We start from the raw sequence: 26,722 nt of genomic DNA, 5'->3' as shown, positions 1-26,722 counted from the left end.
AGTAGCGGCGGTGGCGGGGGGTGGCTGCGATGGTGGCAGTGCCTAGGAGGTCGGCTCCTGCCTTGCGGAGGGCTCGGGCCGCTTCGGCTAGTGAGGCGCCGGTTGTCACGACGTCGTCGACCAGGACTACCGGGCGGTCGGCGATCTGGGTGGGTGTGGTGACGTCCAGTGCCCCTGCCAGGTTGGCGGTGCGTTCCCTTGCCGTCAGCGCGGCCTGGTCGGCAACGCGGCCGCGTTGCCTTAGGGCGTCCACGCAGATCACCGGCACGCCGGTCGTGCGCAGGCGGTGCGCGGCGACGTTCACCAGCCCTCGCAGGGCGTCGTGACCGCGGCGGCGGGTGGCCATGCGCCTCGACGGCACCCAGACCAGCGTCGGCGGATCGTGCCCTGGATGCACCTCCGCGGCGGTCGGGAGATGGTTCGGAGTCAGGGCGGCTTTGACGGCCGTGGCCAGGGCCTCGCCCAGCGGGGCGGCCAGGGCCGTGCGGCCATGCTCCTTGTAGGCGGCCAGGATCGCTCGTAGCGAGCCCTCGTAGGTGGTGACCGTCCACGGGGGCGGGAGGCCCTCAGGGGCCGTCCTGGCGGGTCTCGCGGGCCCCTGGAGGGGCAGGGCGCACGCGTCGCAGAGGAGGACGGGCGCCACGCCGCAGCCGGCGCAGTGCTCCGGGAGGATCAGGTCGAGCAGATCCGCGAGGAAGTTCATGCCTCGACGATGCGGCCGCCGGCCGGCACGCGTCCCGACTTCGGCGACCTGTGGATAACTTCCCGGGCGTGTCGCGTCAGCGGGGGTAGCTGGGGTCCTTGGCCGGTGTGGGGCAGATCCACGGGCTGTAGGAGTTGCTGGGGGACCGCTGGCGGCACACCTGGTCCTTGCCGGACGAGCGGGTGCCGATGAGGATCGGGGCGCCGGGGGCGGCGGCGATCGTCTGGGGCTCGCCCAGGGAACCGACGCCGAGGGACGTGATCGCGCTCCCGCTGATCGGCATCAGGAACGGGAGGGTCTGCGAGTCGCGGTTGGCGCGGCCGAGGACGGCGAGCGTGTTGTAGTCGCGCCAGGCGATGTCGACGGCGTCCTGCAACTCCGAGCTCACGGGCAGGAACGAGCCGACGTCCAGCGAACCGTCAGGGGCGTGGGCGATGCGGCCGATCTGCACCTGGGGACGGCCGTCGACATGGGCGATGACCGCCGCGCGGACCCCATCGCGGGCGACACGGAACTCCAGAACCTGACGTCCGCCCAGACCCCAGTGGGCCGCGCGCACAGGCTCCTCCCCACGTCGGCGCACCCAGAGCCAGGATTCGTCCTCCTTGCTTTCCACGACCCACAGGGTGCCGTCACGGCTCCATGAAGGTGCGGTGAATCGGGCTCCCTCCTTGGCGGTCAGCACTACGCGGGTGGCGGGCGTCCCGGTGACGGGGGCGGCGACGAGGAGCTGGGCTTCATCGGCGCTCAGTCCGGCGACCTCCTGGTAGTCGGGGGCGACGGCGGGCCGGGAGAGGCTTCCGGCGGGACCGGTCACGACGGGCTGGGCGCGGTCCTCCTCCAGGGTGCCGATGAAGCCGGACGGGCCGACGACATAGGCGTTCTGGTGGGCCTCGTCGTGCGGGGTGCGCCCGTCGGGCGAGTTGACCTCCCAGGCGTGCACGGGCTGGGTGGAGTCCATGCCGCTGGGGGTGACGGGTTCGCCGTCGATCCGCAACTGCCAGCGCTTGATCTCCGAGAGCTGGCGCATCGTCCAGCTGAGCTGTGCCGACATCCGGTCGAGGTTGCCCGTCCGCGCCTCCTTGGTGAGGTCGACCGTGGCGACCTCGTTGCTGACCTGGACGCGGCGCTTCAGGCGGGTCCCCTCCGGGAAGGCGGTCTGGACGGCGCCCTTGAGCCAGGAGGTCGGGCCGGTCAGCAGCGCATGGACGAGCTGAGTCGGCAGGGTCTGGCGGTTCACGACCGGCAGGAAGATGCCGTTGGGGACGAGCGTGTGCCGGTCGGGCGCGTAGAAGAACAGGTTGACGGTGCGCATGGCACGCTCGACGTCGTCCTGGGTGAGCAGGAGGCCCGCCTTCTCACCGCCGGGGAGGCTCGTGATGCGCCAGACGCCCTGCTGGTTCTTGGCGAGCTGGAACGTGGCGTCAAGCGCCTTAGGGGACGCGGTGTACTGGCCGTCGGAACTGATGGTCCCGACTTCCTCCCCAGTGATCCTGACCGTGGCCTGGTCGTCGGTCGCCTTGACGATCTGGGGGTCGGTGATGCGGCTCGCCAGGACGGTCACAGAGGGCCGAAGGCCCGGGTCCCAGGAGTTCTGCTTGCCGAGGTAGAGCCTGGCGACCTTGTGGTTGTCGTCGAAGCTCGCGGACGCGGCGAGGAACCCGGAGACGATCTGGGCCGGGCCCCACTCGGGGCGCGGTTTGACCGGGATCAGCCGGACGTAGGGGTCGTCGACCCGCTCGGCGCGCTCGGCCGACTCACCCGTCACTACCTGCCCGCCGCTCGGGACGTTCGCGCATCCGGCGCCGCCCAGGAGGAGGGCGGCCGCCGCGAGGAGGCGCGTGATCCGGCCGGTCATTCCTGCGCCTCCAGTTCCGCGAACAGCGGACGGGCGTCACCGGCCCCAGGAGGGACGAGCGGGAGCGGCGAGCCCCTCAGCTCGGCCCCGGCCACGCGAGGCAGCGAGAGGCGGAACTGGGAGCCCGCACCGGGCTCTCCCCACGCCTGCAGCCAGCCGCCGTGGAGCTGTGCGTCCTCGCGGGAGATCGACAGGCCGAGGCCGGTGCCTCCGGTGGTGCGGGCGCGGGCGGGGTCGGCACGCCAGAAGCGGTCGAAGACCATCTGGCCCTCCCCCGGCTTGAGCCCCACCCCGTGGTCGCGCACGGCGACGGCCACGGCGTCGCGGTCGGCGGCCACGGAGACGATGATGTCCTCGCCGTCCCCGTGCTCGACGGCGTTGACGAGGAGGTTGCGCAGGATGCGCTCGACACGGCGGCGGTCGACCTCGGCCATGCAGGGCTCGCCGGGCAGTTGCAGCACGACCTTGCTGCCCTTGCGTTCGGCCAGTCCCTGGATGTCCCCCACGACGCGCAGGACGAGGTCGCGCATGTCGAGGGACTCCGCGTCCAGTGTCGCCGCGCCCGCGTCGTGGCGGCTGATCTCCAGCAGGTCGGCCAGAAGCGCCTCGAACCGCTCCAGCTGGCTCTGCAGCAGCTCCGCGGACCTCCCCACGGAGGGGTCACCGAAGCTGTCGCGGTTCTCGTAGAGCATGTCGGCGGCGATCCTGATGGTGGTCAGGGGCGTGCGCAGCTCGTGGGACACGTCGGAGACGAACTGGCGCTGCACCTGGGACAGGTCTTCCAGCTCGCCGATCTTCTCCTGGAGGTTCGCGGCCATCTCGTTGAAGGAGCGGGCGAGGCGCGCCAGGTCGTCCTCACCGCGGACCCTCATGCGCTCTTCCAGCCGTCCCGCGGCGAGCCGTTGCGCCCCCTGCGCGGCCAATCGCACCGGTATGACGACCTGGCGTGTCACGAGCGAGGCGATCGCGGCCAGGAGCAGCACAAGGACGATGCCTACGCCGGCCAGGGACCGCCCCACGTTGGTCAGGGTGCGCTGCTCCTCTTCAAGGGAGAACAGGTAGTACAGCTCGAACTGGCCCGTCCTGCCCCCGACGATGAGGCCACTTTCGGACGGGCGGTCACCCACGTAGGACAGTTCGCCGTAGGTGTAGGCACGGGTCCCCTGGGGAGCGGTCTGCAGCTTCTCCCGAAGCCGCGGCGGGACGCTCTCCTGGCGCAGTTCGTTGGTCGTGTACCCGTCGAAGTACTGCTCCGTGGTGTCGCGGATGTAGACCTCGTACAGCCCGGACGGGCCACTGCGGGACTTCAGCCGGTCGATCGTCGTGTTGAGCCTGCTGTCGTCCCCGGGCGAGTTGCCCAGGTCGCGCTGGACCTGCGCCAGGCCGTCGTCCAACTGGAGGCGTGCCGCCTTGACCTTCGCGTCCATGAGCGCCGAGGAGATCTGCTGCATCAGGAACGCGCCCAGGATGGCGACCACGATCGCCGAAATGAACAGTGTGGACGTGACGACACGTACCTGGATCGACCGGCGCCAGCGCGTGTAGCCGCTGCGGACGGCTCCCCGCAGCACGCGCTGGGCGGCGATCAGCCCACGCCGGACGAACCGCTTGGCCCGCTTCATGTCGGCCCTCATGGGAGGTCCGGGAAGCGGCGCGGCCCTGGGAAGCGCGGGTTTCCGCGGGAGTGCTCAACGGTCATCGGCGTGCCACGGGGATACGGCGGGTCGGTGTCGGCGGGTGCTGTACTACGGCGTCACGGCAAGTGAGCTACCGGGCCACGCTCTGTCACGATATGTGAGGACATCGTACGCGATGTCAAGGAAAGGAGGAGGTCATCCGGCATCCGGCCGATCAGGCGGGACCGGCCTTGTAGCCGACGCCGCGGACGGTGACGACTATCTCGGGCCGCTCCGGGTCACGCTCGATCTTGGCGCGGAGCCGCTGCACGTGGACGTTCACCAGGCGGGTGTCGGCGGCGTGCCGGTAGCCCCACACCTGCTCCAGCAGCACCTCGCGGGTGAACACCTGCCGGGGCTTGCGGGCCAGCGCCACGAGGAGGTCGAACTCCAGCGGCGTCAGCGGGATGTGCCGGTCGCCGCGCTTGACCGAGTGGCCGGCCACGTCGATGGTGATGTCGCCGATCTGCAGGGTCTCGGGCGCGGGCTCGTCGGTGCGGCGCAGGCGGGCGCGCACGCGCGCCACCAGTTCCTTGGGCTTGAACGGCTTGACGATGTAGTCGTCGGCGCCCGACTCCAGGCCGAGGACGACGTCCACGGTGTCGCTCTTGGCGGTCAGCATGACGATCGGCACGCCGGACTCGGCGCGGATCTGGCGGCAGACGTCGATGCCGTCCGCGCCAGGAAGCATCAGGTCGAGCAGCACGAGGTCCGGCCGGGTCTCCCGGAACGCCTCGAGCGCCTTGTCGCCGTCGTGGACGAACGAGGGTTCGAAGCCCTCGCCCCTCAGCACGATGCCGAGCATCTCGGCGAGCGCGAGGTCGTCGTCGACGACCAGTACACGTCCTCTCATGGCCCTCATCGTCACAAAGTCGGGGTTCGGTGGAGTGAGTGCTCCGCATCGTCGCCGGGTACGGCGGGCGCCGGACCTGGCCGGACACCGGATGGAAGGTACTCGCAGGCGCTGTGCTCCCGCCCCACCTCGCCAGGGAGAGTTATGCCTTGGCGTGCCAGGTTACCCGCGTTTGCGTCGTCCATGGCTCTCCCGGGTTTCGAGGGGGCGGCAGGGGATTGTAGGGGCGACCGCCGAAACGCGCGCAAGGGGCCGAGGTACAGGCGAGATACGGCGCCCGGCCCTCCAGGTAATACCGCAGACCGACACGCATCGGGCCGGGGACGGCAAACGCGGCACCCCGCCCGTGACAGGATGACGTGACCGGCGGTCGCGGCGGGGCCCGGAACGGGGGTCGCGGGGCGGACGCGCCGGGCAGACCTCCGCCGGGGCGCGGCCCCGCGGGAATCGCAGGACTCGCCAGAGATCGCAGGAGCCGAGATGCCGGGACCGGACGGCCGGGACGACGACGCCGACGCGCTGGACGCGCAGGCCGTCCCGTTCCGCCCGCTGTCCATCTCGGAGATGCTGGACGGGGCGATCGCCGGGATCCGGCGGCGCCCGCGAACGTCACTCGGGCTCGCGGTAGTGATCAGCACGGTCATCCAGGTCACCAGCTCCATCGCCGCGTACTTCTTCATAGGCGACGAGGCCCGGGACGAGCTCACTCCGGAAGTCCTGCTCGAGTCGCTGGGAGCGCAGCTCACCCTCACGGTTCTGGGGCTCATCTTGTCGGCCTACGGGATCCTCCTGCTGTCGGGGTTGCTGGCACCGATCCTGGGTCGTGAGCTAGTGGGCATGTACATCGCGCCCAGGCAGGCGTGGCGGGACGCCCGTCCGAGACTCGGCAGGCTGGTCGTCACAGCGGCGGCCGTCATGGGAATCTCCCTGGGCGCACTGATCCTGCCGATCGTGCCGTTCCTCCTGCTCCTCTCCGTTGACGCGAACCCCGGGCTCAGCGCCGCGGCGGCCGTGGTGGGTTTCCCCGTCGGCATCGGCCTGATGGTCTGGCTCTACCTCCTGTTCGTCCTGGCCGTCCCAGCGGTCGTTCTGGAGAGACAGACCGTCGGCGGCGCGCTTCGCCGCGCGGTGACGTTGTCCAAGGGCCGATGGTGGCGGACGTGCGGGACCCTTCTGCTGGCACTGCTCATCACCGTGTTCATGGGCTTCTTCGCGCTGCGGATCCCGTTCCTGTTCGTGCAGCTGGTCTTCTTCGGTGACTCCTCTGGCGCCGACTCGACGGTGGCCGCGCTCGCCGTGGACACCCTCGGGCGGATCGTGAGCTGGTCGGTGGTGCTGCCCTTCGACGCCGGTGTGATCGCGCTGCTCTACATGGACCGGCGGATGCGCCGCGAGGGCTTCGACCTGGAACTGCGCAACAAGGAGTACGCGGCCGCCAGGTCGGCGACACCCCGGGCCCACTCCGCGGCCGACGAGGAGGAGGCCGGCCCGGAGGAAGGGTTCATCGAACTGTGGCGGACGGGCCCCGAGCCGGCGCGTCCGGAAACGGGAGCGCATCCGTGACCACCGCATCAACGGCGTCCGCTTTCCTGCCGCTCGACCCGGTCGGCCGCGAAGAGGCCCGCGAGATGGCCCGCCGCGAGCTGGACAAGCAGATCTACCAGCGCGACAGGCCGTCCTGGCTGGAGCGCGTCTGGCAGTCCTTCTCCGAGTGGCTGCAGGATCTGCTCAGCCGGTCGCCGGGCCCCGAGACGCAGGGCAGCGGCGGCGGCTGGGTGTCGATCATCGTCATCGTCCTCGTCGTGGCCCTCGCCATCGCGCTGGTGTTCTGGCTGATGCGGGGCCGCCGCAACCCCCGCTCCCGGCGGGACGCCCTGCTGGGCGACGAGCCGTCCACCGCGCTCGACCACAGGGACGCGGCGGAACGGCACGCGGCGGCCGGGCAGTGGGCCGAGGCGATCCGGGAGCGGCTCCGCGCGATGGCCCGCGACCTGGAGGAGCGGGCCGTGCTGGCGGCGCGTCCCGGGCGCACCGCCGACGAGCTGGCGGCCGAGGCGGGCGAGGCGCTGCCGGAACTGGCCGGCGACCTGCGCGCCGCGGTGCTGATCTTCGACGACGTCTGGTACGGCGACCGTCCCGGCACCGCCGAGGGGTACGCGCGGGTGAAGGACGTGGACGAGCGGCTGCGGGCCGCGCGGCCGAAGCCGCTGGAGGACGACGACCTCGCGCTCGCGCCGGCCGGTGAGGACGGGGGTCCGCGATGGTGACGCAGACGCCGCCGCAGAGCGCGCAGGCCGGGCCGGGCGCCGAGCCGCCGTCGGCGCGGCAGGTCGCGGGGCGCCGCTGGCGGTCGGCCCGCGGCGTGGTCGCGGCGCTCCTCGCGATGGTCGTGATCGCGGTGATCCTGGCGGCGCTGCGGCCGGCGACCTCGGCGGAGGCGCTCGACCCGACGTCGCCGAAGCAGGACGGGAGCCGGGCGCTCGCGGAGATCCTCCGCCAGAACGGCACGCCGGTGCACGTGGCCAGGGACGCGGACGACGCCGTCCGCCAGTCCGCCCCGGGGTCGGTCATGCTCGTCACCCGCACCGAGCGCCTCACCCGGGAGGACCTGACCAGGCTGGCGAGCGCACAGGTCGATCTGGTGCTCGTGCGGCCCACGTCGTTCGCCTTGGCCGACCTGGCCCCGCGGGTGCGCAAGGACGGCCCGACCTTCGAGGAGGCCGACGAGCCCGGCTGCACCATGCAGGCCGCCGCGCTCGCGGGAGCGGTCTCCCTCCACGAGTCGGAGACCTACGAGGTGACGGCCTCCGTCACGGGTGCCGTCACGACGTGCTACAAGACCGAGTTCGGCGGCCCGAGGGTCGTCCAGGTGCGGCACGGAGCCAAGACCGTCACCGTGCTGGGCTCCGCATCCCCGCTGACGAACCGGCGGCTGACCGAAGAGGGCAACGCGGCCCTCGCCATGAACCTGCTGGACTCGACCAACACGGGCCTTGTCCCCACGGCGGGCACGTCGGTGGTCTGGCTGGTTCCGGACATCCCGACCGAGGGCACGGCGGCCGGGCAGCAGTCGCTCGGCGACCTGCTGCCGTTCGGGGTCAAGCTGTTCATCCTCCAGCTGCTGGTCGCGGTGCTGCTGGTGGCGCTGTGGCGGGGCCGCCGCCTGGGCCCGGTCGTGGCGGAGGCGCTGCCGGTCGTCGTCCGCTCGGCCGAGACGGTCCAGGGGCGCTCCCGCCTCTACCGCGCCGGGCACGCCCGCGACCGGGCCTCCGACGCGCTGCGTTCGGGCGCGCGCGAACGTCTCGTCCCGCTGCTCGGGCTCCCCCGCAGCAGCGCGCAGGATCCGTCCGCCGCGCAGGAGATCGTGACCGCGGTCGCCCACCGCACTCCTTACGACGAGACGTACGTCGGCGCGGCCCTGTACGGTCCTGAACCCTTGGACGACGCGGGGCTCATCGCCCTCAGCGACGTCCTAGACGACCTGGAAAGGCAGGTACGCCAGTCTTGAACCACCCAGTAGAGCTCGGGAAGGACGACGTGCCCGGCGGCGCGGGCGCCTTGAGCGATACTCCGCCGAGCGGGATCTCCGAGGAGACGCGCCGCCAGGGCGAGACGGCCCGCGCGGCGCTCACGGCGCTGCGCGGTGAGGTCGCCAAGACGGTCGTCGGCCAGGACTCCGTGGTGACCGGTCTGGTCATCGCGTTGCTCTGCCGCGGCCACGTCCTGCTGGAGGGCGTCCCAGGCACGGCGAAGACGCTGCTCATCAAGACGCTGTCACGCGCACTCGACCTGGACTTCAAGCGCGTCCAGTTCACCCCTGACCTGATGCCGGGCGACGTGACCGGTTCGCTGGTGTACGACAACAGGACCGCGGAGTTCGAGTTCCGCGAGGGGCCGGTCTTCACCAACCTCCTGCTCGCCGACGAGATCAACCGCACGCCTCCGAAGACGCAGGCTTCCCTTCTGGAGGCCATGGAGGAGCGGCAGGTCTCCGTGGAGGGCACCGCGCGTCCTCTGCCCGACCCGTTCGTGGTGTGCGCGACGCAGAACCCGATCGAGTACGAGGGAACCTATCCCCTGCCCGAGGCTCAGCTCGACAGGTTCCTGGTCAAGCTGACCGTGCCCGTTCCCACGCGGGACGAAGAGATCTCCATGCTCCAGCGGCACGCGGCCGGTTTCGACCCGCGCGACCTGTCGGCGGTGCAACCCGTCGCAGGCGCGAGCGAACTGGCCGCCGGCCGGGCCGCGGTCAGGGCCATCCACCTGGACCCCAAGGTCGCCGCCTACGTCGTCGACCTGTGCCGCGCCACCCGGCAGTCTCCGTCGCTCCAGCTGGGCGTGTCCCCGCGCGGTGCCACGGCGCTGCTCGCGACGTCCCGCGCGTGGGCGTGGCTGTCGGGCCGCGACTACGTGACGCCGGACGACGTGAAGGCGCTGGCCAGGCCCACGCTGCGGCACCGCGTCCAGCTCCGTCCGGAGGCGGAGCTGGAGGGCGCGACGGCCGACGGCGTGCTGGAGGGCATCCTCGCCCACGTCCCCGCCCCGCGCTGATGGCGCTGACCGGGCGTCTGGGCCTGCTGGCGCTCCTCGGCGCGCTCGTCCCGCTGTTCGTGCCGAGCTGGTGGACGCTGTTCGCGGTGTGGGGCGCGCTGTTCCTGGGCGTCGTCCTGGACGTCGCCCTGGCCGGGAACGTGCGCGCACTGCGCTTCCACCGCGCGGGCGACAAGAACGTCCGTCTCGGTGAGACGGCCACGGTCTCGCTCATCGTGGAGAATCTCGGACGGCGGCGTCTCAAGGCGCGCCTGCGGGACGTGTGGCCGCCCAGCGCCGGCGCCACGCCCCGCATGGTCAAGGTGAACGTTCCGGCCGGGGAACGGCGCCGCGTCGACATGACGTTGACGCCGACCCGCCGGGGCGACCGGAAAGCCGTCACCGTCGTGGTCCGCTCTGTCGGACCGCTCGGGCTGGCCGCGCGGCAGCTTTCGCGGCCCGCGCCCTGGACGGTCCGCGTCCTGCCGGCGTTTCCGTCGCGTCGCCACCTTCCCGCCAAGCTCGCGCGGTTGCGCGAACTGACCGGCGCCCACGTGGCGCTGATCCGAGGGCAGGGAACCGAGTTCGACTCCCTGCGCGAGTACGTGGACGGCGACGACGTCCGCTCCATCGACTGGCGCGCCACCGCGCGCCGCAACGACGTGGTCGTGCGGACGTGGCGTCCCGAACGCGACCGGCGCATCTATCTGGTCCTCGACACCGGCCGCACGTCCGCGGGCCGCGTGGGGGACATCCCCCGCCTCGACTGCTCCATGGACGCCGCGATGCTGCTGGGCGCCCTGGCGTCCCGCGCCGGCGACCGCGTCGATGTGCTGGCCTACGACCGGCGGGTCCGCGCCCGCGTCGAGGGCGCCTCCCGCACGGACCTGCTGCCCGCGATGGTGCACGCCTTCGCGCCGCTGGAGCCGGAGCTCATCGAGTGCGACGCGGCCGGGATGGTGTCGACGCTGATGGCGCGGGTCAGGCAGCGGTGCCTGGTCGTCCTGCTCACCGAGCTGAACACCGCCGCGATGGAGGAGGGCCTGCTGCCGCTGCTGCCGCAGCTCACCGCCCGGCACCTGGTCATGATCGCCGCGGTGTCGGATCCGCGGGTCGGGGAGATGGCGGCGGGACGCGGCGACCTCGCGTCCGTGTACGACGCGGCCGCCGCCGAACGCGCCCGCGCCGACCGCCGCCGCCTCACCGCGGAACTGCGCGGCCACGGCGTCGAGGTGGTCGACGCGCCGCCCGACGAGATAGCCCCGGCCCTGGCCGACGCCTACCTCGCCCTCAAGGCCGCAGGGCGTCTGTAAGGCCCGGCTCCCCGCGAGGGCTCCTATCCCGCCACCGGGGCCATGTCGGGGCGCAGGTCGGCGTCGCCGGTCTCGCCCTCGCGGACGGCGCGCCGGCCGAAGACGATCACGTAGGCGAGGAATGCGGCCTCAGCGACCACGCCGATCGCGATGCGCAGCCAGGTGACGTGCACCCAGCCGGTGACGAACCCCTCGATGAGGCCGGACACCAGCAGCACCGCGACGAGGCCGATGGCGATGCTCACGGCGGCGCGCCCCTCCTCGGCGAGGGCCTGCCCGCGGCGGCGCGGCCCCGGATCGATGATGGTCCAGCCGAGTTTCAGTCCCCCGGCGCACGCCAGGTAGACGGCGGTGAGTTCGAGCAGGCCGTGCGGGAGGATCAGCCCGAAGAAGACGTCGCCCTTGCCGTAGGCGAACATCAGGCCGCCGATCAGGCCGAGGTTGATCTGGTTCAGCAGCAGCACGTACACGGTGGGGATGCCGAGCAGGATGCCGAATATCAGCGCGACCGCCGACACCCAGGCGTTGTTGACCCACACCTGGAACGCGAACGAGGACGCGGAGTGCTCGGTGTAGTAGTTGGCGAAGTCGTGCTCCACCAGTTCGCGGATCTCGTCCGGCGTCCCCAGGCTCGCCTGCACCTCGGGGCTGTGCACGATCCAGATCGCCAGTGCGAGCGACACCAGGTTGCCGAGGACGGCGCAGCCGAGCCACCACCACCGCGCCCGGTAGGCAACCACCGGGAACGACACCTTCGCGAACCGGGTGACGTCCCGCCAGAGCGGCGCCTGCGCTCCGGCCACCGCAGCCCGGCCGCGTGCCACGAGCGACGACAGCCGGCCCACGAGCTCGGGGTCGGGCGAACTCGACCTGACGACCGACAGGTGCGTCGCCGCCCGCTGGTAGAGCTCGACCAGCTCGTCGGCTTCCGCGCCGGTCAGCCTGCGGCCGCGGTTGATGAGCCATTCAAGGCGCTGCCACTCGGCGTTGTGCGCGGCCACGTAGGCGTCAACGTCCACCCGGGGAGACTAACGTCTTCACCTGTCGAACCGGCAAAATGGACCTGCCTCGGCAATCGCCCGGGCGGTCGGCAATCGGAGGAGCAGGAGATGGCCGAACTCGTCACCGGCGAGGCCGTGGCGCTCGACATCCGGGTCGCGCGCCTGGCCAGCCGGGGCTGCGCCATCCTGCTCGACGTGATCTTCCAGCTCGTGATCCTCAACATCGTCGTCTACTTCACGGCGATGACGGCGCTCGTCGCCGACGAGGCGTGGGCGATCGGGCTGACGCTGCTCGCCGTCGTCGCCGTCCTGGTCGGCTACCCGTGCGCGTTCGAGACGCTGACGCGGGGCCGCACGCTGGGCAAGATGGCCGTCGGGCTCCGCGTCGTCTCCGACGACGGCGGGCCGATCCGGTTCCGGCAGGCCCTGGTGCGGGCGCTGGCCGGCTTCATCGAGTTCTGGACGTTCTACGGCTCCCCCGCGCTGATCACCTCGTTCTGCAACCGGCGCGGGAAGCGGCTCGGCGACCTGTTCGCCGGGACGATCGTGATCCAGGAGCGCGGCCAGGCGGTGCATTCGGGGCCCGTGGCGATGATGCCGCCGCAGCTCGCCGGGTGGGCCCGCTCGCTGGAGCTGTCGATGCTGCCGGACGAGCTGGCGATGACGGCCCGGCAGTACCTGTCGCGCTTCTGGGAGCTGCTGCCCGAGGTCCGCGACTCGCTGGGAGAGCGCATCGCCGCGCAGGTCGCCGAGGTGGTGAGCCCGCCCCCGCCGCCGGGTGCGCGCCCCGAGATCGTGCTGTCGGCCGTCCTCGCGGAGCGGCGGCACCGCGAGGAGTGGCGGCTGGCGCAGCGCCGCGCCCGCCGGATGCAGCGCCTCGGCCTGACCGCGTGGGTTCCGGTGTCCGCCCCGGCGATGGCGATGGCGGGGGCCGCGCCATCCGGTCCAATGCCATCCGGTCCAGTGCCATCCGGTCCGGTGCCGCCCGGTCCGGTGCGGCAGGGCCCGCCGGCTCCGCCGCCGTTCAGCTCTCCCGGTCCGGGGCAGCCGCGGTTCCTGCCGCCGTCCGACTACGGCGCCGGGCCGTACCAGGAAGCCCTGCACGGCCCTCTGCCGCCCTCCAGCGGTCCGTACCCCACCGGGCCCTACCCGACAGGCGGCCAGCCCCCGAACGGCCCGTACGCGCCGACTGGGGGCGGGCCGTCCGGCCCCGGGTACCCGCCCGGCCGCTGAACCGCGACCGGCGGGCGCGTCAGCGGCCCTTGAAGTCCGGCGGACGGTTCTCCAGGAAGGCGGTGATGCCCTCCTTGGCGTCCTCGGTGGCGGCCAGCTCGACCAGCTCGCCAAGCAGGTGCGCCACCTGGTCCTCCAGGGGCCGTCCTTCGATGGCGAAGAAGGCGTCGCGGCCGCGCCGCAGGCCGAGCGGGCTCTTGGACGCGATGACCCCCGCCAGCTCGTCCACCCGTGCGTCGAGTTCCGCGCGGGGCACGACCTCGCTGACCAGGCCGATGTCGCGTCCTTCGGCGGCGGTGATGCGGGAGCCGGTGTAGTAGAGCTTGAAGGCGTGCTTCGGCGCGACGTTCCGGTTGATGATCGCCATGATCATCATGGGCCAGAGCCCGACGTTGACCTCGGGGGTCGCGAGCTTGACGTCGTCCGCGGCGATCACCAGGTCGCACGCGGCGGCCAGCCCCAGGCCGCCCGCCACCGCGTGCCCGGCGAGCCGGGCGATGACGGGCTTGCCGAGCTTCGGGAACGCCGTGAAGAGGCGGAACGGCGGGCTCGCGCGGACCGCCTCCGGGGCGGCCAGGCCGTGCTCACCGAGCCCGCCGAGGTCGGCGCCCGCGCAGAACGCCCGGTCCCCCGACCCCGTCAGCACGATGACCCGGACGTCGGGATCGTTCTTGGCGCGCTCGAACGCGTCGAGCAGCTCGTCGATCATCCGGTCGCTGAGCGCGTTGCGCGCCTCCGGCCGGTTCAGCGTGATCCGGGCGACCCGATCCGCGCCTTCGTACAGGATCGTCTCGTACATGCCCCAGCCCCTTCCCTAGCCACCCGAGCACGTTAACCGCCCCCTGGAGCGGGGTGCTCCAAGGGGCGGCCAACGAGGAGATACGGCGTACGCCGCTCAGGCTCTGGGGCGCTGACGCCCCGGACTCAGAGCCGCTCGATGATGGTGGCGTTGGCCTGGCCGCCGCCCTCGCACATGGTCTGGAGGCCGTACCGGCCGCCGGTGCGCTCCAGCTCGTGCAGCAGCTTGGTCATCAGCACGCCGCCGGTGGCGCCCAGCGGGTGGCCGAGGGCGATCGCGCCGCCGTTGGGGTTCGTCTTCTCCAGCGACGCGCCGGTGTCCTTGGCCCACGCCATCGGCACCGGGGCGAACGCCTCGTTGACCTCGAAGACGTCGATGTCGTCGATCTTCAGGCCGCTGCGCTCCAGCGCCCGCTCGGTCGCCGGGATCGGGCCGGTCAGCATGTAGACCGGGTCCGAGCCGCACACCGAGAGGGTGTGGATGCGGGCGCGGGGCGTGAGGTTGTGCCGCTTGACGGCCTCCTCGGACGCGATGAGCAGCGCGGACGCGCCGACGGAGATCTGCGAGGCGACGGCGGCGGTGATGTCCCAGCCCTCGCGGAGGGGCTGCAGGCCGGCCATCTTCTCCAGCGTGGTGTCGGGGCGGGCGCCCTCGTCCTTGGACAGGCCGGCGAGGGGGGCGATCTCCCGGTCGAAGATGCCCGCCTCGATCGCCTTGCTGGCGCGCTGGTGGCTCTCGAGGGCGAACTCCTCGAGGTCCTGGCGCTTGAAGCCCCACTTCTCGCACATCAGCTGCGCGCCGCGGAACTGGGAGATCTCCTGCTGGCCGTACCGCTCGGCCCAGCCGTCGCCATAGGGGAAGGGCATGCCCTTCTCCAGGGCCATCGCGACCGAGGAGCCCATCGGCACGACGGCCATCTGCTCGACGCCGGACGCGACGACGAGGTCCTGGGTGCCGGACAGGACGCCCTGGGCGGCGAAGTGGATCGCCTGCTGGGACGACCCGCACTGCCGGTCGATGGTCACGCCGGGCACGTTCTCCGGCAGGCCCGCCGACAGCCACGCGGTGCGGGCGATGTCGAGGGACTGCGGGCCGACCTGCATGACGCAGCCCATGATGTTGTCTTCGACCGCGGAGGGGTCGACCCCGGTGCGGTTGACGAGCTCCTTGAGCACGTGGGCCCCGAGGTCGGCCGGGTGGACGTCCTTCAGAGCGCCCTTCTTGGTACCGACAGGGGTACGGACCGCGCCGACGATGTACGCCTCGGCCACTACGCCTCCAAAATGTGGGTTCCGTCCCGAAACCGAGTGAGATTCGGTTAGTCAGTATGAGATTACAACGCCCGCGGCGCAACGCCATGTGAGCTGAGTCTCGGCCCTCCGCTCCGGGGCGAGCCTACGCGCGCGGAGTCCCGGGCCCGGATTCGGGGCGGAGGATCGCGCCGTCCGCCTCGTCCCCGACGGACGCCTCCGTCAGCCTGGTCAGCACGTCCGCAAGCTCCGGATGCTCCTCCGGTTCCCAGCCGTCCACGAGCCGGGCCAGTCCTTGCCTTCGGGCGGCGAAGAGCCGGTCGGCCACGGCTTGGCCGGATCCGGTGATGACGAGCATTTCGCCTTGACGCTGTACGTAACCGGCGTCGACGAGCCGGTCGACGTAAGGACGGCCGTGTTCGACCGGGACACCGGCGCGTGCCGCGAGATCTGAGCCCCGGACCGACCCGTCCTTGGCGATGCGGCACAGCGCCCAGACGCTGCCCGCCGGAAGCGCGACTCCCGCGTGCGCGCCGAGCCGCTCGTAGAGGCGGCGGGCCTCCACGTCCCTGCGCATGAGCTCGCTCAGTGCGCGCTCCATCTCGTGCCGGGACGAACGGACGGTCGGCGCCGCGCCGAAGCCCTCGCCGTAGTCGTGCGCCTGCACCGTCGCCCGGAGCGGGACTTCCCGCAGGAACCACGTCAAGACGAATGCCACGACCGCTACAGGGACGGCCCAGAAGAACACCGAGTCGATCGCCTGTGAGTATGCGTTCAGGACGCCGCGCTGCACCTCTGGGGGGTACCGGTCGAGCAGCCGGGGATTGCGCTGGACGGCCGACGGATCGAACCCGGGAGGCAGTATCCGCACCAGTTCCTCGAAGTGCACGGCGAGCCGGCTGCTGAAGACCGAGCCGAACACCGCGACGCCGAAGGCCCCACCGATCTGCCGGAAGAACGTGACACCGGACGTGGCCGCACCGAGGTCGCGGTAGGACACGGCGTTCTGGACGGCGATGACCAGCACCTGCATGACCATGCCGATCCCGAAGCCGAGCAGCGCGAACCGCAGGCTCATCGAGAGCGTGGAGGCGTTCTCGTCCAGCCGCGAGCACAGGTAGAGCGCCAGCGCGATGATCGGGGTGCCGACCACCGGGAAGATCTTGTAGTGGCCGAACCGGGTGATCAGCTGCCCCGAGCCGATCGAGCTGACCAGCATGCCGACCATCATCGGAAGCAGGTGCACGCCGGACAGCGTGGGCGACACGCCGTGCACGACCTGCAGGAGGATCGGCAGGAACGTCAGCGCGCCGAACATCGCGAAGCCGACCGCGAAGCTGATGGCCGAGGCGAGCGAGAACACCCGGTCGGCGAACAGCCGCGGCGGCATGATCGGCTCGGCGGCGCGCCGCTCCACCAGCACCCAGGCCACCAGCAGGACCGCGGAGGCCACCGCGAGCCCGATGATCGGTCCGGACGACCACGCGTACTGCGTCCCGCCCCAGGTCGCCACCAGGACCAGGCCGACGGCCCAGCCGATGATCAGCAGTGCCCCGAGGTAGTCGATGCGCTGCCGCTCCCGCCCGCCGGTCGCCGGCAGCACCGCCGAGGTGACCATGAGCGCGAGGACGCCGATGGGGAGGTTGACGTAGAAGACCCAGCGCCACGACAGGCTGTCGACGAACCAGCCGCCGAGCAGCGGCCCGCACACACTGGACACGCCGAAGACGGCGCCGAAAAGCCCCTGGTAGCGCCCGCGCTCGCGCGGCGGCACCACGTCCCCCACGATCGCGACGACGAGCACCATCAGCCCGCCCCCGCCGAGGCCCTGCACGGCGCGGAACGTGATCAGCTCCGCCATGTCCCGTGAGAGACCGCACAGCGCCGACCCGGCCAGGAACACGACGATCGACGTCTGGAACAGCCGCTTGCGCCCGTACTGGTCGCCGAGCTTGCCCCACAGCGGCGTCGAGGCCGTCGCGGCGAGCAGGTACGCCGTCACGACCCAGGTCAGGTGGCTGAACCCGCCGAGATCGCTGACGATCGTCGGCAGCGCCGTGGACACGATCGTCTGGTCCAGTGCGGCGAGCAGCATGGCGAGCATGAGCGCGCCGAGGACGACGTACAGGTCCCTGCCCTTCGGCATGCCCTGCTCGACGCCGGTAGCCGTATCCGCCGCCATGCGGCCTCCCCCGATGAAGCCGTCCGCCCGTCGACGGGGGAAGGCCTACCCACGACCTGCGCGGGTTCACCCGGGCGGCGGCCCGAACCGCCCGGTGCCGGGGTGCGCGTCAGCCGGTGAGGTCGCCGGCGACCTTCGCCGCGCCGAGGGCCGCGGCGCTGCCGGCGACCCCGACCGTCGCGGCCGTGACCCACAGCGGCAGGCCCGGGCGGGTCTTCAGCCCGGCCACGAGGTCGAGGGAGTCGACCGCGAGGCCGAGCCTCGCCCAGAGCTTGCGCCCGGACTCGTCCCTGCTGAGCAGGTAGCCGGCGCCGAGCGCGAGCTCCCGCGCGCCGAAGGCGCGGACGATGTAGTCGCGGCCCGGGTCGGTGCCGCTGCCGATGCCCAGGGCCTTCACGGTCAGCTTGGGCGCGGCGATCGCCGCGACGCCGAGGGCGACCCGCCCGCGCGCCAAGCCGGTCATCATGTCGTCGAGCCGGTCCCGGCCGTTTGTTCGCTTCGCATCTGCCACAAAAGGAGATTATCGGGGCCCGTCCGGCACCGAACCGGCGGGTAACCCACTCCTTACACGTCTATCGTTTCCTCAGGCGGCACACCCCCGACTGATGAAGGTGACCATGGAAGGCATCCTCGGCCTCGTCGTCGTGTCACTGCTCGCCGCGTTCTGCGTGCGCTGGGCCGCGGTGCGCCTCCGGCTGCCCATGCCGACCCGGATCGCGGTGATCACCGTGTTCGTGCTGGTCGTGCTGGCGATGTACGGGCAGCACCTCAACGGCTGACGGGCCGTCCCGGCCCCGGCGGCGGAGAACGGGACGCGATTGTGTCCGGCGGGTTCCGAACTTACCGCCTCGACGGAGAGTCATAACTGGCGAAACCGGCTTCACGCCCGTTCGACGCCCCCGCCGAGGCGGCCCCGCGGTGCCCGGACCCGTCCGGCCGCCGCCGCCCCGCGCGGCGGACGCGAGCGGTACCCCGTCCGGCGAAGCCGGCCCGATCGAGGGAGTCCCCGTGAACACGCATCCGGCGCCCGCGACCCGCGAGACCGGCGGCGCGATCGCCCCGCATCTGAGGCGGCTCCTGGAGTTCGTCGAACCCGGCCGCGACGACGTCTGCCTGGACGTGGCGCGCGGCCGCGGCCCCATGCCCGCCGCGCTCGGCCGGCAGGTGCGCCACCTGACCGCCGTGGACGCCATGCCCGCGCACGCGCCCGGCGGGAACAGCGCGTCCGGCACGAACGGGCGGATGTCCACCGTGGAGTTCGGGACGGGACCGGTCCGCATCGCCGACGGCGACACGCCCCCCGCGGCCGCGACGCGCGAGGAGCGCAGGCCGCACCCGCTGGGACCGGACCGCACCCTCGTCAAGGCCGACGCCAGCGCCCTGCCGTACCGGGACAACACGTTCTCCCTGGTGACGGCCAGGTTCTCCCTCTACAACCTGGGCGACCCCGAGCACGTGCTGCGCGAGCTGCTGCGGGTCTGCCGCCCCGGCGGCCGGGTCGTCATCGCCGACCTGGTGCGCGGCAACCTCACCGGACCCGACCGCGACCGCATCGAGCGGCTGCGCGACCCCGACCACCCGGGCACCCCCTCCATCGCCCGGCTCACCGAGATGATCACCTCGGCGGGCGGCAGCATCCGCCGCCTGGACGTGTTCACCGTGGAGCGCCCCGTCGAGCCCTGGCTCGCCGGGTCGTGCGACGACGCGACCGCCGACCGCGTCCGCCGGGCACTGATCGACGAGGTGGACGGCGGCCCGCGCACCGGGGCCAAGCCCCGCATCATCGGCGGTGAACTCTGGTTCACCCAGTCGTGGGCGCACGTCGCCGCCGAACCCATCCCCTGAGCACGCGCACGTCAGCGCGCTGACCTGGCAGGGGACCCGGCGCGCCCGGTCAGGGCGTCAGCGGCAGCTCGAACCAGACGGCCTTGCCGTCCGCCGTCGGGCGGGCACCCCACCGGCTGGCGAGCTGGTCGACCAGGTACAGGCCGCGCCCGCCCTCGTCGGTCTCGCCCGCGCTGCGAATGCGCGGCAGCCGCATGTCGGAGTCGAAGACCTCGACCCAGATGGCGTCCGCGCCGCGCCGGAGGCGGAGCCGGAAATCCTTGGTCGGCGACTCGCGGCGGCCGAGTTCGGCGCCGAGGTTCCAGTCGTCCTCGGCGAACGCGCCGGCGTCGAACGCGTCCCCGCCGAGGGAGCCCGCCTCGTACTCGGTGGTGAACTCGGTGTTGAACTGGACGGGCGGCGGGGCGCCGAGCGGCTCGCCGCCGCGGCCGGGAGGCCCGGCCGTCACCGGGACGGCGGGCTCGCGGCGCGGCGCGGGCGTGGCGGTCGCGTGCAGGACGACGTTCGTGACGACCTCGGACACCAGCAGGCACGCGAGCTCGGCCTGCTCCTCCGCCATCCCCCAGGACGCGAAGGCGTCCGCGGCCGTGCGGCGCGCCTCCGACACCATGATCGGCTCGGCGGTGAAGGTGCGCTCCGCGACGGCGAGTTCCTCGGCGGCGGTGCGGATCACGACGATCGCCACGTCGTCGTCGGTGTCGCCGGGCACCGCCTCGTAGGCGGCCTTGGCGATCGCCTCGACGCCGCCGCGGGCGACCTCGGCGACGGCGGCGCGCACCATCTCCCGCGACTCCTCGCGGGTGTAGTACTCGCCGTCCTCCTTCGGCCTCCGGTCGATGAGGCCGTCGGTGTACAGGACGAGGGTGGAGCCGGGCTTCAGCTCGCTCCGCTCCTCGTTGAAGAGGATTTCGCCGCCCATGCCGGGGGCGCGCAGGCCGAGCATGCCGCCCTCGCTCTCGAACGCCAGCTCGCCGACCTCCCCGTCGACGATCAGCAGCGGCGGGTCGTGGCCGGCGTTGGCGAACTCCAGCAGCCGCGACCACGCGTCGTACACGAAGTAGGTGCAGGACACCAGGGGCGGCCGGACGAGGTCGTCGCTGTTCCAGCCGGAGCGCATCCGCTCCGGGCGGGTCATCGTGCGGACCCACTCGTCGAGCTTGCGCAGTATGTCGGCGGGCGGCTTGTCGTCCTGGGCGAACGCGCGCAGCGCGGCACGGAGCTGCCCCATCACCGCCGCGGCGCGGGCGCCGCGGCCCTCGACGTCGCCGATGACGAGCCCGACGCGGCCCGCCGACAGCGGGATGACGTCGTACCAGTCGCCGCCGACCTGCGTCTGGATGCCGTGCCCGTGCGACTCCAGCGGCCGGGCCGGCTCGTACCGCCAGGCGATCTGCAGGCCGTCCAGCCGGGGCGGCCGGTCACCGGGCAGCAGGTGCTTCTGGAACGCGAGCGCGGTGTCGCGCTCCTCCTCGAACAGCAGCGCGTTGTCGACGGCGAGCGCGACGCGGCTGGCGATCGCGCCGATCAGGTCGCGGTCGAAGCCGTCGTAGTGCGGGTCGGGCCGCTTGGACAGGTTCGACAGCGCCAGGCTCATCACGCCGAGCAGCTCGCCGCGGACCAGCAGCGGCGCCGAGATGGCGGACGTGATGCCCATCTCGGACCCGAGCCGCTGCGACGACTCGCTCGGCGCCGCGAACCGGTGCTGGATCATGTCCTCGACGAGGACGGCGTCGCGGCGCCGCATCGCCTTCTCGCTGACGTGGCCGCGCGGGTAGGAGACCGGCTCGCCGACCTCGGCCCAGGTGCCGGGCGGCGGCTCCCAGCCGCCCGCGTGCCGCGACACCCGCCGGTACAGCCGGTCGCCGCTGTACAGGTCGATGAAGCAGTGGTCGGCGAACTGCGGGACGAGCGTGTCGGCGACCTTCCGCAGCGTGCTCTCCAGCTCCAGCGACCCGGCGAGCCGCTCGCCGATGCGCTCCATCAGGCCGTAGCGGTCCTGCTCGCGCTGGTTGGAGCGCAGCGCCTCCCGCGCGAAGATCACGACCCCGTCGACGGCGCCGGACGGGTGGCGCAGCGGCACGGCGTGCGCGCGGGTGTAGACGGTCGTGCCGTCCGCGCGCATGTTGCAGAACGTGCCCTCCCACACGCCGCCCTTGAGGACGTGCTTGGCCAGCTCGGTGGCCTGCTCGTGGTCCTCCTCGGCGATGCCCAGCGACAGGACGGAGTGGCCGATGATCTCGTCGCCGCCGAACCCGAACAGCTGGCGGGCGAAGTGGTTGCCGTAGATGACGTTGCTGAAGCGGTCGCAGACGATGACCGCCATCTCCATCTGGTTCAGGACGGTCTCGGGCGGCAGACGCGCCTCGTCAGGCGCTTCCCCCCAGTGGCTCATCTCCCCATCCCGATACCAGTCGCCGACCCCGTCCGGACCGCCACCCCGGTGATCACCGGGTGTCGCGCCGCGGACGGCGTCCGTAGTCCCTCCGTCGTATTGAACGACGAACCGGCCACCGGGATACGCCCGGAAAGCCCCATGTCACGGAGATCTTCGGTATAGACCGCCGGAACGGAGCCCGGTACGCCGCCGACCCGCACGCCGGCCGCTTCAGCGCCTGCTGACGAAGACGTGCTCGGCGATGTCGCGCGGCAGTTCCGTCGCGGGACCGTCGGACTCGTCGTCACTGATCACCCGCACCCCGTCATCGGTAGCCCGAAGAGTCACCTCTCGTCCCGGTTGTATCCCTATCTGCTTGAGTTTAAGCATCAGGTCGCTGTCACTCTGCACCTGCTCGCTGATCCGCCGGATGACGGCGTCCGCGCCGGCGGGGCTGGCCACCGCGGTCATCACCGAGAGCGGCGGGGTGTCGGCGGCGCCGCCGGGCGCGCCCAGCTCCGCGAGGCCGGGGATGGGGTTGCCGTGCGGGCAGGTGGTCGGGTTGTCCAGCAGCGCGACGAGGCGGCGTTCGACGTCCTCCGACATGACGTGCTCCCAGCGGCACGCCTCGATGTGGACGTCCTCCCAGGGCAGGCCGATCACGTTGACCAGCAGGCACTCGGCGAGCCGGTGCTTCCGCATGACGCGCGTGGCCAGGCCGCGGCCGCTCTCGGTCAGCTCGAGGTGCCGATCGCCCTGGACCCGCAGCAGCCCGTCGCGCTCCATCCGCGCGACCGTCTGGCTCACCGTCGGGCCGCTCTGGGAGAGCCGCTCGGCGATGCGGGCCCGAAGAGGGATGATCCCCTCCTCTTCGAGCTCGAAAACCGTCCGGAGGTACATCTCCGTGGTATCGATCAGGCCGTGTGAGGTCACAGCTCCCTCCAGTCTTATGGGCCCGAGTCTACTTGCTCTGCGGCAACGCCGCCTGGCCCCGCGAATATCCTCGCCGAGCCGGGTAGGGGCCAACGCAAGATGAACGCGAAACCTTCCCCGGACGCGGAACCGTTCCTGCCCGAGACCCCCGAGGCGCGGTCGGATCTGGACGCGCTGCGCGAGGCCGCGGCGGGCTGCCGCGGCTGCCATCTGTACGAGGACGCCACGCAGACCGTCTTCGGCGACGGCTCCCCCGGCGGCCGGGTCATGTTCGTGGGCGAGCAGCCCGGCGACCAGGAGGACCGCAGGGGCGTCCCGTTCGTCGGCCCCGCCGGACGCGTCCTCGACCGGGCGCTGGAGGAGGCGGGGATCGAGCGCGGCGACGTCTACGTCACCAACGCCGTCAAGCACTTCAAGTTCAAACGGCAGGAGGGCGGCAAGCGCCGCATCCACGAGCCCCCGAACGCGGCCGAGATGCGCGCGTGCCGCCCCTGGCTGCTGGCGGAGCTGCGGCTCCTCGACCCGGACGTCGTGGTGGTGCTCGGCGCGACGGCGGGCAAGGCGCTGTTCGGCTCGTCGTTCCGCGTGACCAAGCAGCGCGGGCGCCTCCTCCCCCTCCCCGCCCTGGAGCGCATCGGCACCCCCGCGGCCGGGCGGGAGATCGCGGACGCATCGCCCGAGGGGGCCGGTGCCCGGATCGTCGCGACGATCCACCCGTCGGCCGTGCTGCGCGCTGAGGACCGCGAGGCGATGTACGAGGGCCTGGTCGACGACCTGAAAGTGGCCGCCTCAGCCCTCGCCCAGCCCACCACCCGGGTCACGGGTTGAGCGGGGCGGGTTGCGCGGTGCGGGTGTCGTAGCGGAGCAGGGCGGGGACCACGAGGGCCGCGATGACGACCAGCACCGCGCAGGCGATGCCGCCGCCGACCCAGGACGCCGTCGCGCCCGCGACGCTCGCGGTCGCACCGGCGCGGACGTCCCCGAGCCGCGGCCCGCCCGCGACCACGACCGTGAACACGCCCTGCAGCCGCCCGCGCATCTCGTCCGGCGCGTACATCTGCAGCATCGACTGGCGGAAGACGGCCGACACCAGGTCCGCCGCCCCGCCGACCGCCAGCAGCACCACGACCAGCCACAGCCGCCCGGACAGCCCGGCGGCGGCGACCGCGAGCCCCCAGACCACGATCGACGCGACGAGCGCGACGCCCTGCCGGTGCACCCGCCCGATCCAGCCGGACATCAGCCCGCCGAGGAACGCGCCGATCGCGATCGACGCGAACAGCCACCCGACCGCGCCCTCACCGCCGAACCGGGTGTCGGCCACCTCGGGGAACAGCGCGCGCGGCATCGCGATCGCCATCGCGATGATGTCCACGACGAACGACATCAGCAGCACCGGCTGCGTGGCCAGGTAGCGGAGCCCGTCGATCACCGACCGCAGGCCCGGCGAGCCGGTGACGTCGCCGAGCGGGGGGATCGAGGGCAGCCGCAGCGCCGCGTAGAGGGCGAGGCTGAACAGCACGGCGTCCAGCGCGTACGCGGCCGCGTAGTTCCAGCGGGCCAGCATCAGCCCGGCGAACAGCGGCCCGGCGAGCATCCCGAACTGGCTGGCGGTGAACGCGAGGGTGTTCGCCGCCGGGACGAGGGGCCGGTCGATCAGCCGGGGGATGATCGCGCTGCGGGTCGGCGACGCCACCGCGAACCCGATGGCCTGGACCGCGACCACCGCCATGATCAGCGTGAGGCTGCCGATGCCGAGCAGGGCCTGGGCGAGCAGCAGCAGCGTCGCCACCCACATCACGCAGGACGAGATGAACAGCAGCTTGCGCCGGTCCATGTGGTCGGCGACCGCCCCGCCCCACAGCCCGAACACGATCAGCGGGACGAGGTTGACGAAGCCGAGCACGCCGACCCACAACGACGACCTGGTCATGTCGTACACCTGGACCGGGACGGCCACCGCCGTGATCTGGAAACCGACGAACGAGACGCCCTGGCCCAGCCACAGCCGGCGGAAGGCGGGCGTGGCCAGCGGCCGGGTGTCGATCGCCATCCGGCGCAGGCGCCGCCGCCCCCGCGGCTTTCCGGGCGACTCGCCGGGCTTCAGGGGTTCCTCCGCTTCCGTCTCGGAATCCGCCCCAGGACCGTCAGGACCATCGGTGGGGGTTGACTGCTGTTCCGATGTCACGGAGACAGTCTCTCCACCGTCCAATCACCGGCTTCGCCTGGGGCTATCCCTTCCGCACCCGCAGTGTCTTCCGAGGGAGGACGACCCCCCGCACCCCCCGGAACCGCTCTCAGGTATCGGATCCGATCGTGGAGCCGATCCCGCCGCCCTTGCCAGAACTCGATCGACTCCGGGACGACCCGGTAGCCGCCCCAGAAGTCCGGCAGCGGGACGTCGTCGGCCCCCTCCTCGTCGGGCCAGCGTCCGGCCAGCTCGGCGTAGCGTCGCTCCAGCCCGTCCCGCCCGGGGATGACGCCGGACTGGTGCTCGCTGGCCCACGCGCCGATCCGCGACCCGTACGGGCGCGTCCGGAAGTAGGCGGCGACCTCGTCCCGCGCCAGCTCGGCCACCGGACCGGCGACCCGGACCTGCCGGTGCATCGCGTGCCAGGGGAAGACCAGCGCCGCGCGCGGGTTCTCCGCCAGGTCGCGCCCCTTGTCGGACGTCAGGTTCGTGAAGAAGCGGAAGCCCTGGGGCCCGTACCCCTTGAGCAGGACCATCCGGGCGCTCGGCACGCCGTCGCCGGACGCAGTGGCGAGCACCATCGCGTTCGGTTCGGGGAGCCCGAAGGTGTGGACGTCGGCGAACCACGCGGCGAACAGCGCGAGCGGATCGGCGGGGAGCGAGGGCTCCGCCAATTCGCCCCCTTCATAGGATCTTCGGAGCCGTGCGGGATCGGGCGTTGGGAAATCCACAGCGTCAGAGCCTCTCACCTGGGACTTGTGCAACTCACCTGACCCCTGGGTACTGGCAAGTAAGGCGGACAGGGTTCAATGGCACGGCACCGCCTTATCACTCTTGGGGACGAAAGGCAGGACGACATGTCCGACTTCAAACCTGGTCTCGAGGGGGTCGTGGCCTTCGAGACCGAGATCGCCGAACCGGACAAGGAGGGCGGCGCCCTCCGCTACCGGGGCGTCGACATCGAGGAACTCGTCGGCCGCGTCTCCTTCGGTGACGCCTGGGGCCTCCTCGTGGACGACTCGTTCGACCCGGGTCTCGCCCCGGCGGACCCGCACGTCCTCCCGGTCACCTCCGGCGACGTGCGGGTGGACGTGCAGAGCGCCCTCCCCACCCTCGCTCCCGCGTACGGTATGCGCCCGCTGCTCGACATCTCCGACGAGGAGGCCCGCGCCGACCTCGCCCGGGTGTCGGTGACGGCGCTGTCGTTCGTCGCCCAGTCCGCGCGCGGCATCGGCGTACCGATGGTGCCGCAGGACAAGATCGACGCCGCGGCGACGATCACCGAGCGGTTCATGGTCCGCTGGCGCGGTGAGCCCGACCCCAAGCACGTCCGGGCCATCGACGCGTACTGGGTCTCGGCCGCCGAGCACGGCATGAACGCCTCCACCTTCACCGCGCGGGTGATCGCCTCCACCGGGGCGGACGTCGCGGCCGCGGTGTCGGGCGCGATCGGCGCCATGTCGGGCCCGCTGCACGGCGGAGCGCCCGCCCGCGTCCTGCCGATGATCGAGAAGGTCGAGCAGCTCGGCGACGCCCGGAAGGTCGTCTCGGGCATCCTCGACTCCGGTGACCGGCTGATGGGCTTCGGCCACCGCGTCTACCGCGCCGAGGACCCGCGCGCCCGCGTGCTGCGCCGCACCGCCAAGGAGCTCGGCGCCCCCCGCTTCGAGGCCGCCAAGGCCCTGGAGGACGCCGCCCTCGCCGAACTCCGCGAGCGCCGCCCGGACCGCCCGATCGAGACGAACGTGGAGTTCTGGGCCGCGGTCATCCTCGACTTCGCCGAGGTCCCGACCGCGATGATGCCCGCGATGTTCACCTGCGGCCGCACCGCCGGATGGGCCGCGCACATCCTGGAGCAGAAGCGCACCGGACGGCTGGTCCGCCCGAGCGCCAAGTACACCGGCCCCGGCAGCCGCTCCATCGACGACGTGGCCGGAGCGGCGACCCTCAAGCCCGCGGGCTGACCCCTCCTCCCCCACTC

The 26,722-nt window shown here is 72.2% G+C and carries 23 protein-coding genes; 10 read left to right on the top strand and 13 right to left on the bottom strand.

Going from position 1 to position 26,722, the window contains the following annotated elements; all coding sequences use genetic code 11:
- From E1266_RS19285 to mtrA, 4 genes are all read right to left on the bottom strand, one after another.
- On the bottom strand, window positions 1-703 hold a 703-nt coding region (locus E1266_RS19285), incomplete at its 3' end, for a phosphoribosyltransferase family protein (RefSeq protein WP_132048870.1).
- A gap of 76 nt (window positions 704-779) precedes the next feature.
- On the bottom strand, window positions 780-2,561 hold the full coding sequence (locus tag E1266_RS19280; protein WP_132048868.1) for an LpqB family beta-propeller domain-containing protein: 1,782 nt from the start codon (window positions 2,559-2,561) through the stop codon (window positions 780-782).
- Window positions 2,558-4,183 carry an MtrAB system histidine kinase MtrB gene (mtrB, locus tag E1266_RS19275; RefSeq protein ID WP_132048876.1) on the bottom strand — a complete coding sequence of 542 codons (1,626 nt, stop codon included), beginning with the start codon at window positions 4,181-4,183 and terminating at the stop codon, window positions 2,558-2,560. Before mtrB ends, E1266_RS19280 begins: the two co-directional genes overlap by 4 nt.
- Window positions 4,184-4,412: 229 nt before the next feature.
- Window positions 4,413-5,090, bottom strand: a complete 678-nt coding sequence (mtrA, locus tag E1266_RS19270; RefSeq protein WP_131954228.1) for an MtrAB system response regulator MtrA — start codon at window positions 5,088-5,090, stop codon at window positions 4,413-4,415.
- Between the two features lie 480 nt (window positions 5,091-5,570).
- Here mtrA and E1266_RS19265 point away from each other — a divergent pair, with 480 nt between their 5' ends.
- Genes E1266_RS19265 through E1266_RS19245 form a run of 5 tightly spaced genes read left to right on the top strand, consistent with a single transcriptional unit; the run spans window position 5,571 to window position 10,933 of the window.
- Complete coding sequence (locus E1266_RS19265) at window positions 5,571-6,653, top strand: glycerophosphoryl diester phosphodiesterase membrane domain-containing protein (protein WP_132048866.1); 1,083 nt, start codon at window positions 5,571-5,573, stop codon at window positions 6,651-6,653.
- Window positions 6,650-7,357: a DUF4129 domain-containing protein gene (locus tag E1266_RS19260; RefSeq protein WP_243718594.1), complete on the top strand. Its 708-nt coding sequence runs from the start codon at window positions 6,650-6,652 to the stop codon at window positions 7,355-7,357. The genes E1266_RS19265 and E1266_RS19260 overlap by 4 nt, the downstream gene beginning before the upstream one ends.
- Window positions 7,351-8,598 carry a DUF4350 domain-containing protein gene (locus tag E1266_RS19255; protein WP_132048864.1) on the top strand — a complete coding sequence of 416 codons (1,248 nt, stop codon included), beginning with the start codon at window positions 7,351-7,353 and terminating at the stop codon, window positions 8,596-8,598. The genes E1266_RS19260 and E1266_RS19255 overlap by 7 nt, the downstream gene beginning before the upstream one ends.
- Before the next feature lie 50 nt (window positions 8,599-8,648).
- Entirely contained in the window at window positions 8,649-9,641 is a 993-nt protein-coding gene (locus E1266_RS19250; protein ID WP_243718598.1) for a MoxR family ATPase, read from the top strand.
- Window positions 9,641-10,933: a DUF58 domain-containing protein gene (locus tag E1266_RS19245; RefSeq protein WP_132048860.1), complete on the top strand. Its 1,293-nt coding sequence runs from the start codon at window positions 9,641-9,643 to the stop codon at window positions 10,931-10,933. The genes E1266_RS19250 and E1266_RS19245 overlap by 1 nt, the downstream gene beginning before the upstream one ends.
- A 23-nt stretch (window positions 10,934-10,956) precedes the next feature.
- Here E1266_RS19245 and E1266_RS19240 read toward each other — a convergent pair whose 3' ends face one another.
- Entirely contained in the window at window positions 10,957-11,952 is a 996-nt protein-coding gene (locus E1266_RS19240; RefSeq protein ID WP_132048858.1) for a stage II sporulation protein M, read from the bottom strand.
- A 90-nt stretch (window positions 11,953-12,042) separates the two neighbouring features.
- On the opposite strand from E1266_RS19240, the gene E1266_RS19235 reads away from it, so the two are divergent.
- Entirely contained in the window at window positions 12,043-13,167 is a 1,125-nt protein-coding gene (locus tag E1266_RS19235) for an RDD family protein (protein WP_132048856.1), read from the top strand.
- Window positions 13,168-13,186: 19 nt separating this feature from the next.
- On the opposite strand, the gene E1266_RS19230 is transcribed toward E1266_RS19235, so the two are convergent.
- The 4 genes from E1266_RS19230 to E1266_RS19215 form a co-directional block, all read right to left on the bottom strand.
- On the bottom strand, window positions 13,187-13,966 hold the full coding sequence (locus E1266_RS19230) for an enoyl-CoA hydratase-related protein (RefSeq protein ID WP_132048854.1): 780 nt from the start codon (window positions 13,964-13,966) through the stop codon (window positions 13,187-13,189).
- 125 nt (window positions 13,967-14,091) lie between these two features.
- Window positions 14,092-15,237: an acetyl-CoA C-acetyltransferase gene (locus tag E1266_RS19225; RefSeq protein WP_132048852.1), complete on the bottom strand. Its 1,146-nt coding sequence runs from the start codon at window positions 15,235-15,237 to the stop codon at window positions 14,092-14,094.
- A 124-nt stretch (window positions 15,238-15,361) separates the two neighbouring features.
- Entirely contained in the window at window positions 15,362-17,398 is a 2,037-nt protein-coding gene (locus E1266_RS19220; protein ID WP_132048850.1) for an MFS transporter, read from the bottom strand.
- A 109-nt stretch (window positions 17,399-17,507) separates the two neighbouring features.
- Window positions 17,508-17,909 carry a hypothetical protein gene (locus tag E1266_RS19215; protein ID WP_243718592.1) on the bottom strand — a complete coding sequence of 134 codons (402 nt, stop codon included), beginning with the start codon at window positions 17,907-17,909 and terminating at the stop codon, window positions 17,508-17,510.
- A gap of 94 nt (window positions 17,910-18,003) precedes the next feature.
- Between E1266_RS19215 and E1266_RS38070 the strand changes: the two genes are divergently transcribed.
- Together E1266_RS38070 and E1266_RS19210 are read left to right on the top strand one after the other, a co-directional pair.
- Window positions 18,004-18,177 carry a hypothetical protein gene (locus tag E1266_RS38070; protein WP_165966135.1) on the top strand — a complete coding sequence of 58 codons (174 nt, stop codon included), beginning with the start codon at window positions 18,004-18,006 and terminating at the stop codon, window positions 18,175-18,177.
- 229 nt (window positions 18,178-18,406) lie between these two features.
- Entirely contained in the window at window positions 18,407-19,243 is an 837-nt protein-coding gene (locus E1266_RS19210; RefSeq protein ID WP_132048848.1) for a methyltransferase domain-containing protein, read from the top strand.
- Between the two features lie 49 nt (window positions 19,244-19,292).
- Here E1266_RS19210 and E1266_RS19205 read toward each other — a convergent pair whose 3' ends face one another.
- Both E1266_RS19205 and E1266_RS19200 read right to left on the bottom strand, forming a co-directional pair.
- Window positions 19,293-21,635, bottom strand: a complete 2,343-nt coding sequence (locus tag E1266_RS19205) for a SpoIIE family protein phosphatase (RefSeq protein ID WP_132048846.1) — start codon at window positions 21,633-21,635, stop codon at window positions 19,293-19,295.
- A 213-nt stretch (window positions 21,636-21,848) separates the two neighbouring features.
- Window positions 21,849-22,550 carry a metal-dependent transcriptional regulator gene (locus E1266_RS19200; protein ID WP_132048844.1) on the bottom strand — a complete coding sequence of 234 codons (702 nt, stop codon included), beginning with the start codon at window positions 22,548-22,550 and terminating at the stop codon, window positions 21,849-21,851.
- 99 nt (window positions 22,551-22,649) lie between these two features.
- Between E1266_RS19200 and E1266_RS19195 the strand changes: the two genes are divergently transcribed.
- The gene (locus E1266_RS19195) at window positions 22,650-23,378 is read left to right on the top strand and encodes a UdgX family uracil-DNA binding protein (protein ID WP_132048842.1); all 729 of its coding nucleotides are present in this window, start codon (window positions 22,650-22,652) and stop codon (window positions 23,376-23,378) included.
- Here E1266_RS19195 and E1266_RS19190 read toward each other — a convergent pair.
- Complete coding sequence (locus E1266_RS19190; RefSeq protein ID WP_243718590.1) at window positions 23,368-24,603, bottom strand: MFS transporter; 1,236 nt, start codon at window positions 24,601-24,603, stop codon at window positions 23,368-23,370. The two genes, E1266_RS19195 and E1266_RS19190, sit on opposite strands and share 11 nt — an antisense overlap.
- 131 nt (window positions 24,604-24,734) lie before the next feature.
- Window positions 24,735-25,415: a pyridoxamine 5'-phosphate oxidase gene (pdxH, locus tag E1266_RS19185; RefSeq protein WP_243718589.1), complete on the bottom strand. Its 681-nt coding sequence runs from the start codon at window positions 25,413-25,415 to the stop codon at window positions 24,735-24,737.
- A 183-nt stretch (window positions 25,416-25,598) separates the two neighbouring features.
- Here pdxH and E1266_RS19180 point away from each other — a divergent pair, with 183 nt between their 5' ends.
- Entirely contained in the window at window positions 25,599-26,705 is a 1,107-nt protein-coding gene (locus E1266_RS19180) for a citrate synthase 2 (protein WP_132048836.1), read from the top strand.
- Window positions 26,706-26,722: the final 17 nt, after the last annotated feature.

Source organism: Actinomadura sp. 7K534, from assembly GCF_004348575.1.
GTDB lineage: Bacteria > Actinomycetota > Actinomycetes > Streptosporangiales > Streptosporangiaceae > Spirillospora > Spirillospora livida.
Note: the sequence above shows the minus strand (reverse complement) of the source record. Positions and strands in the feature narration are given on the sequence as shown.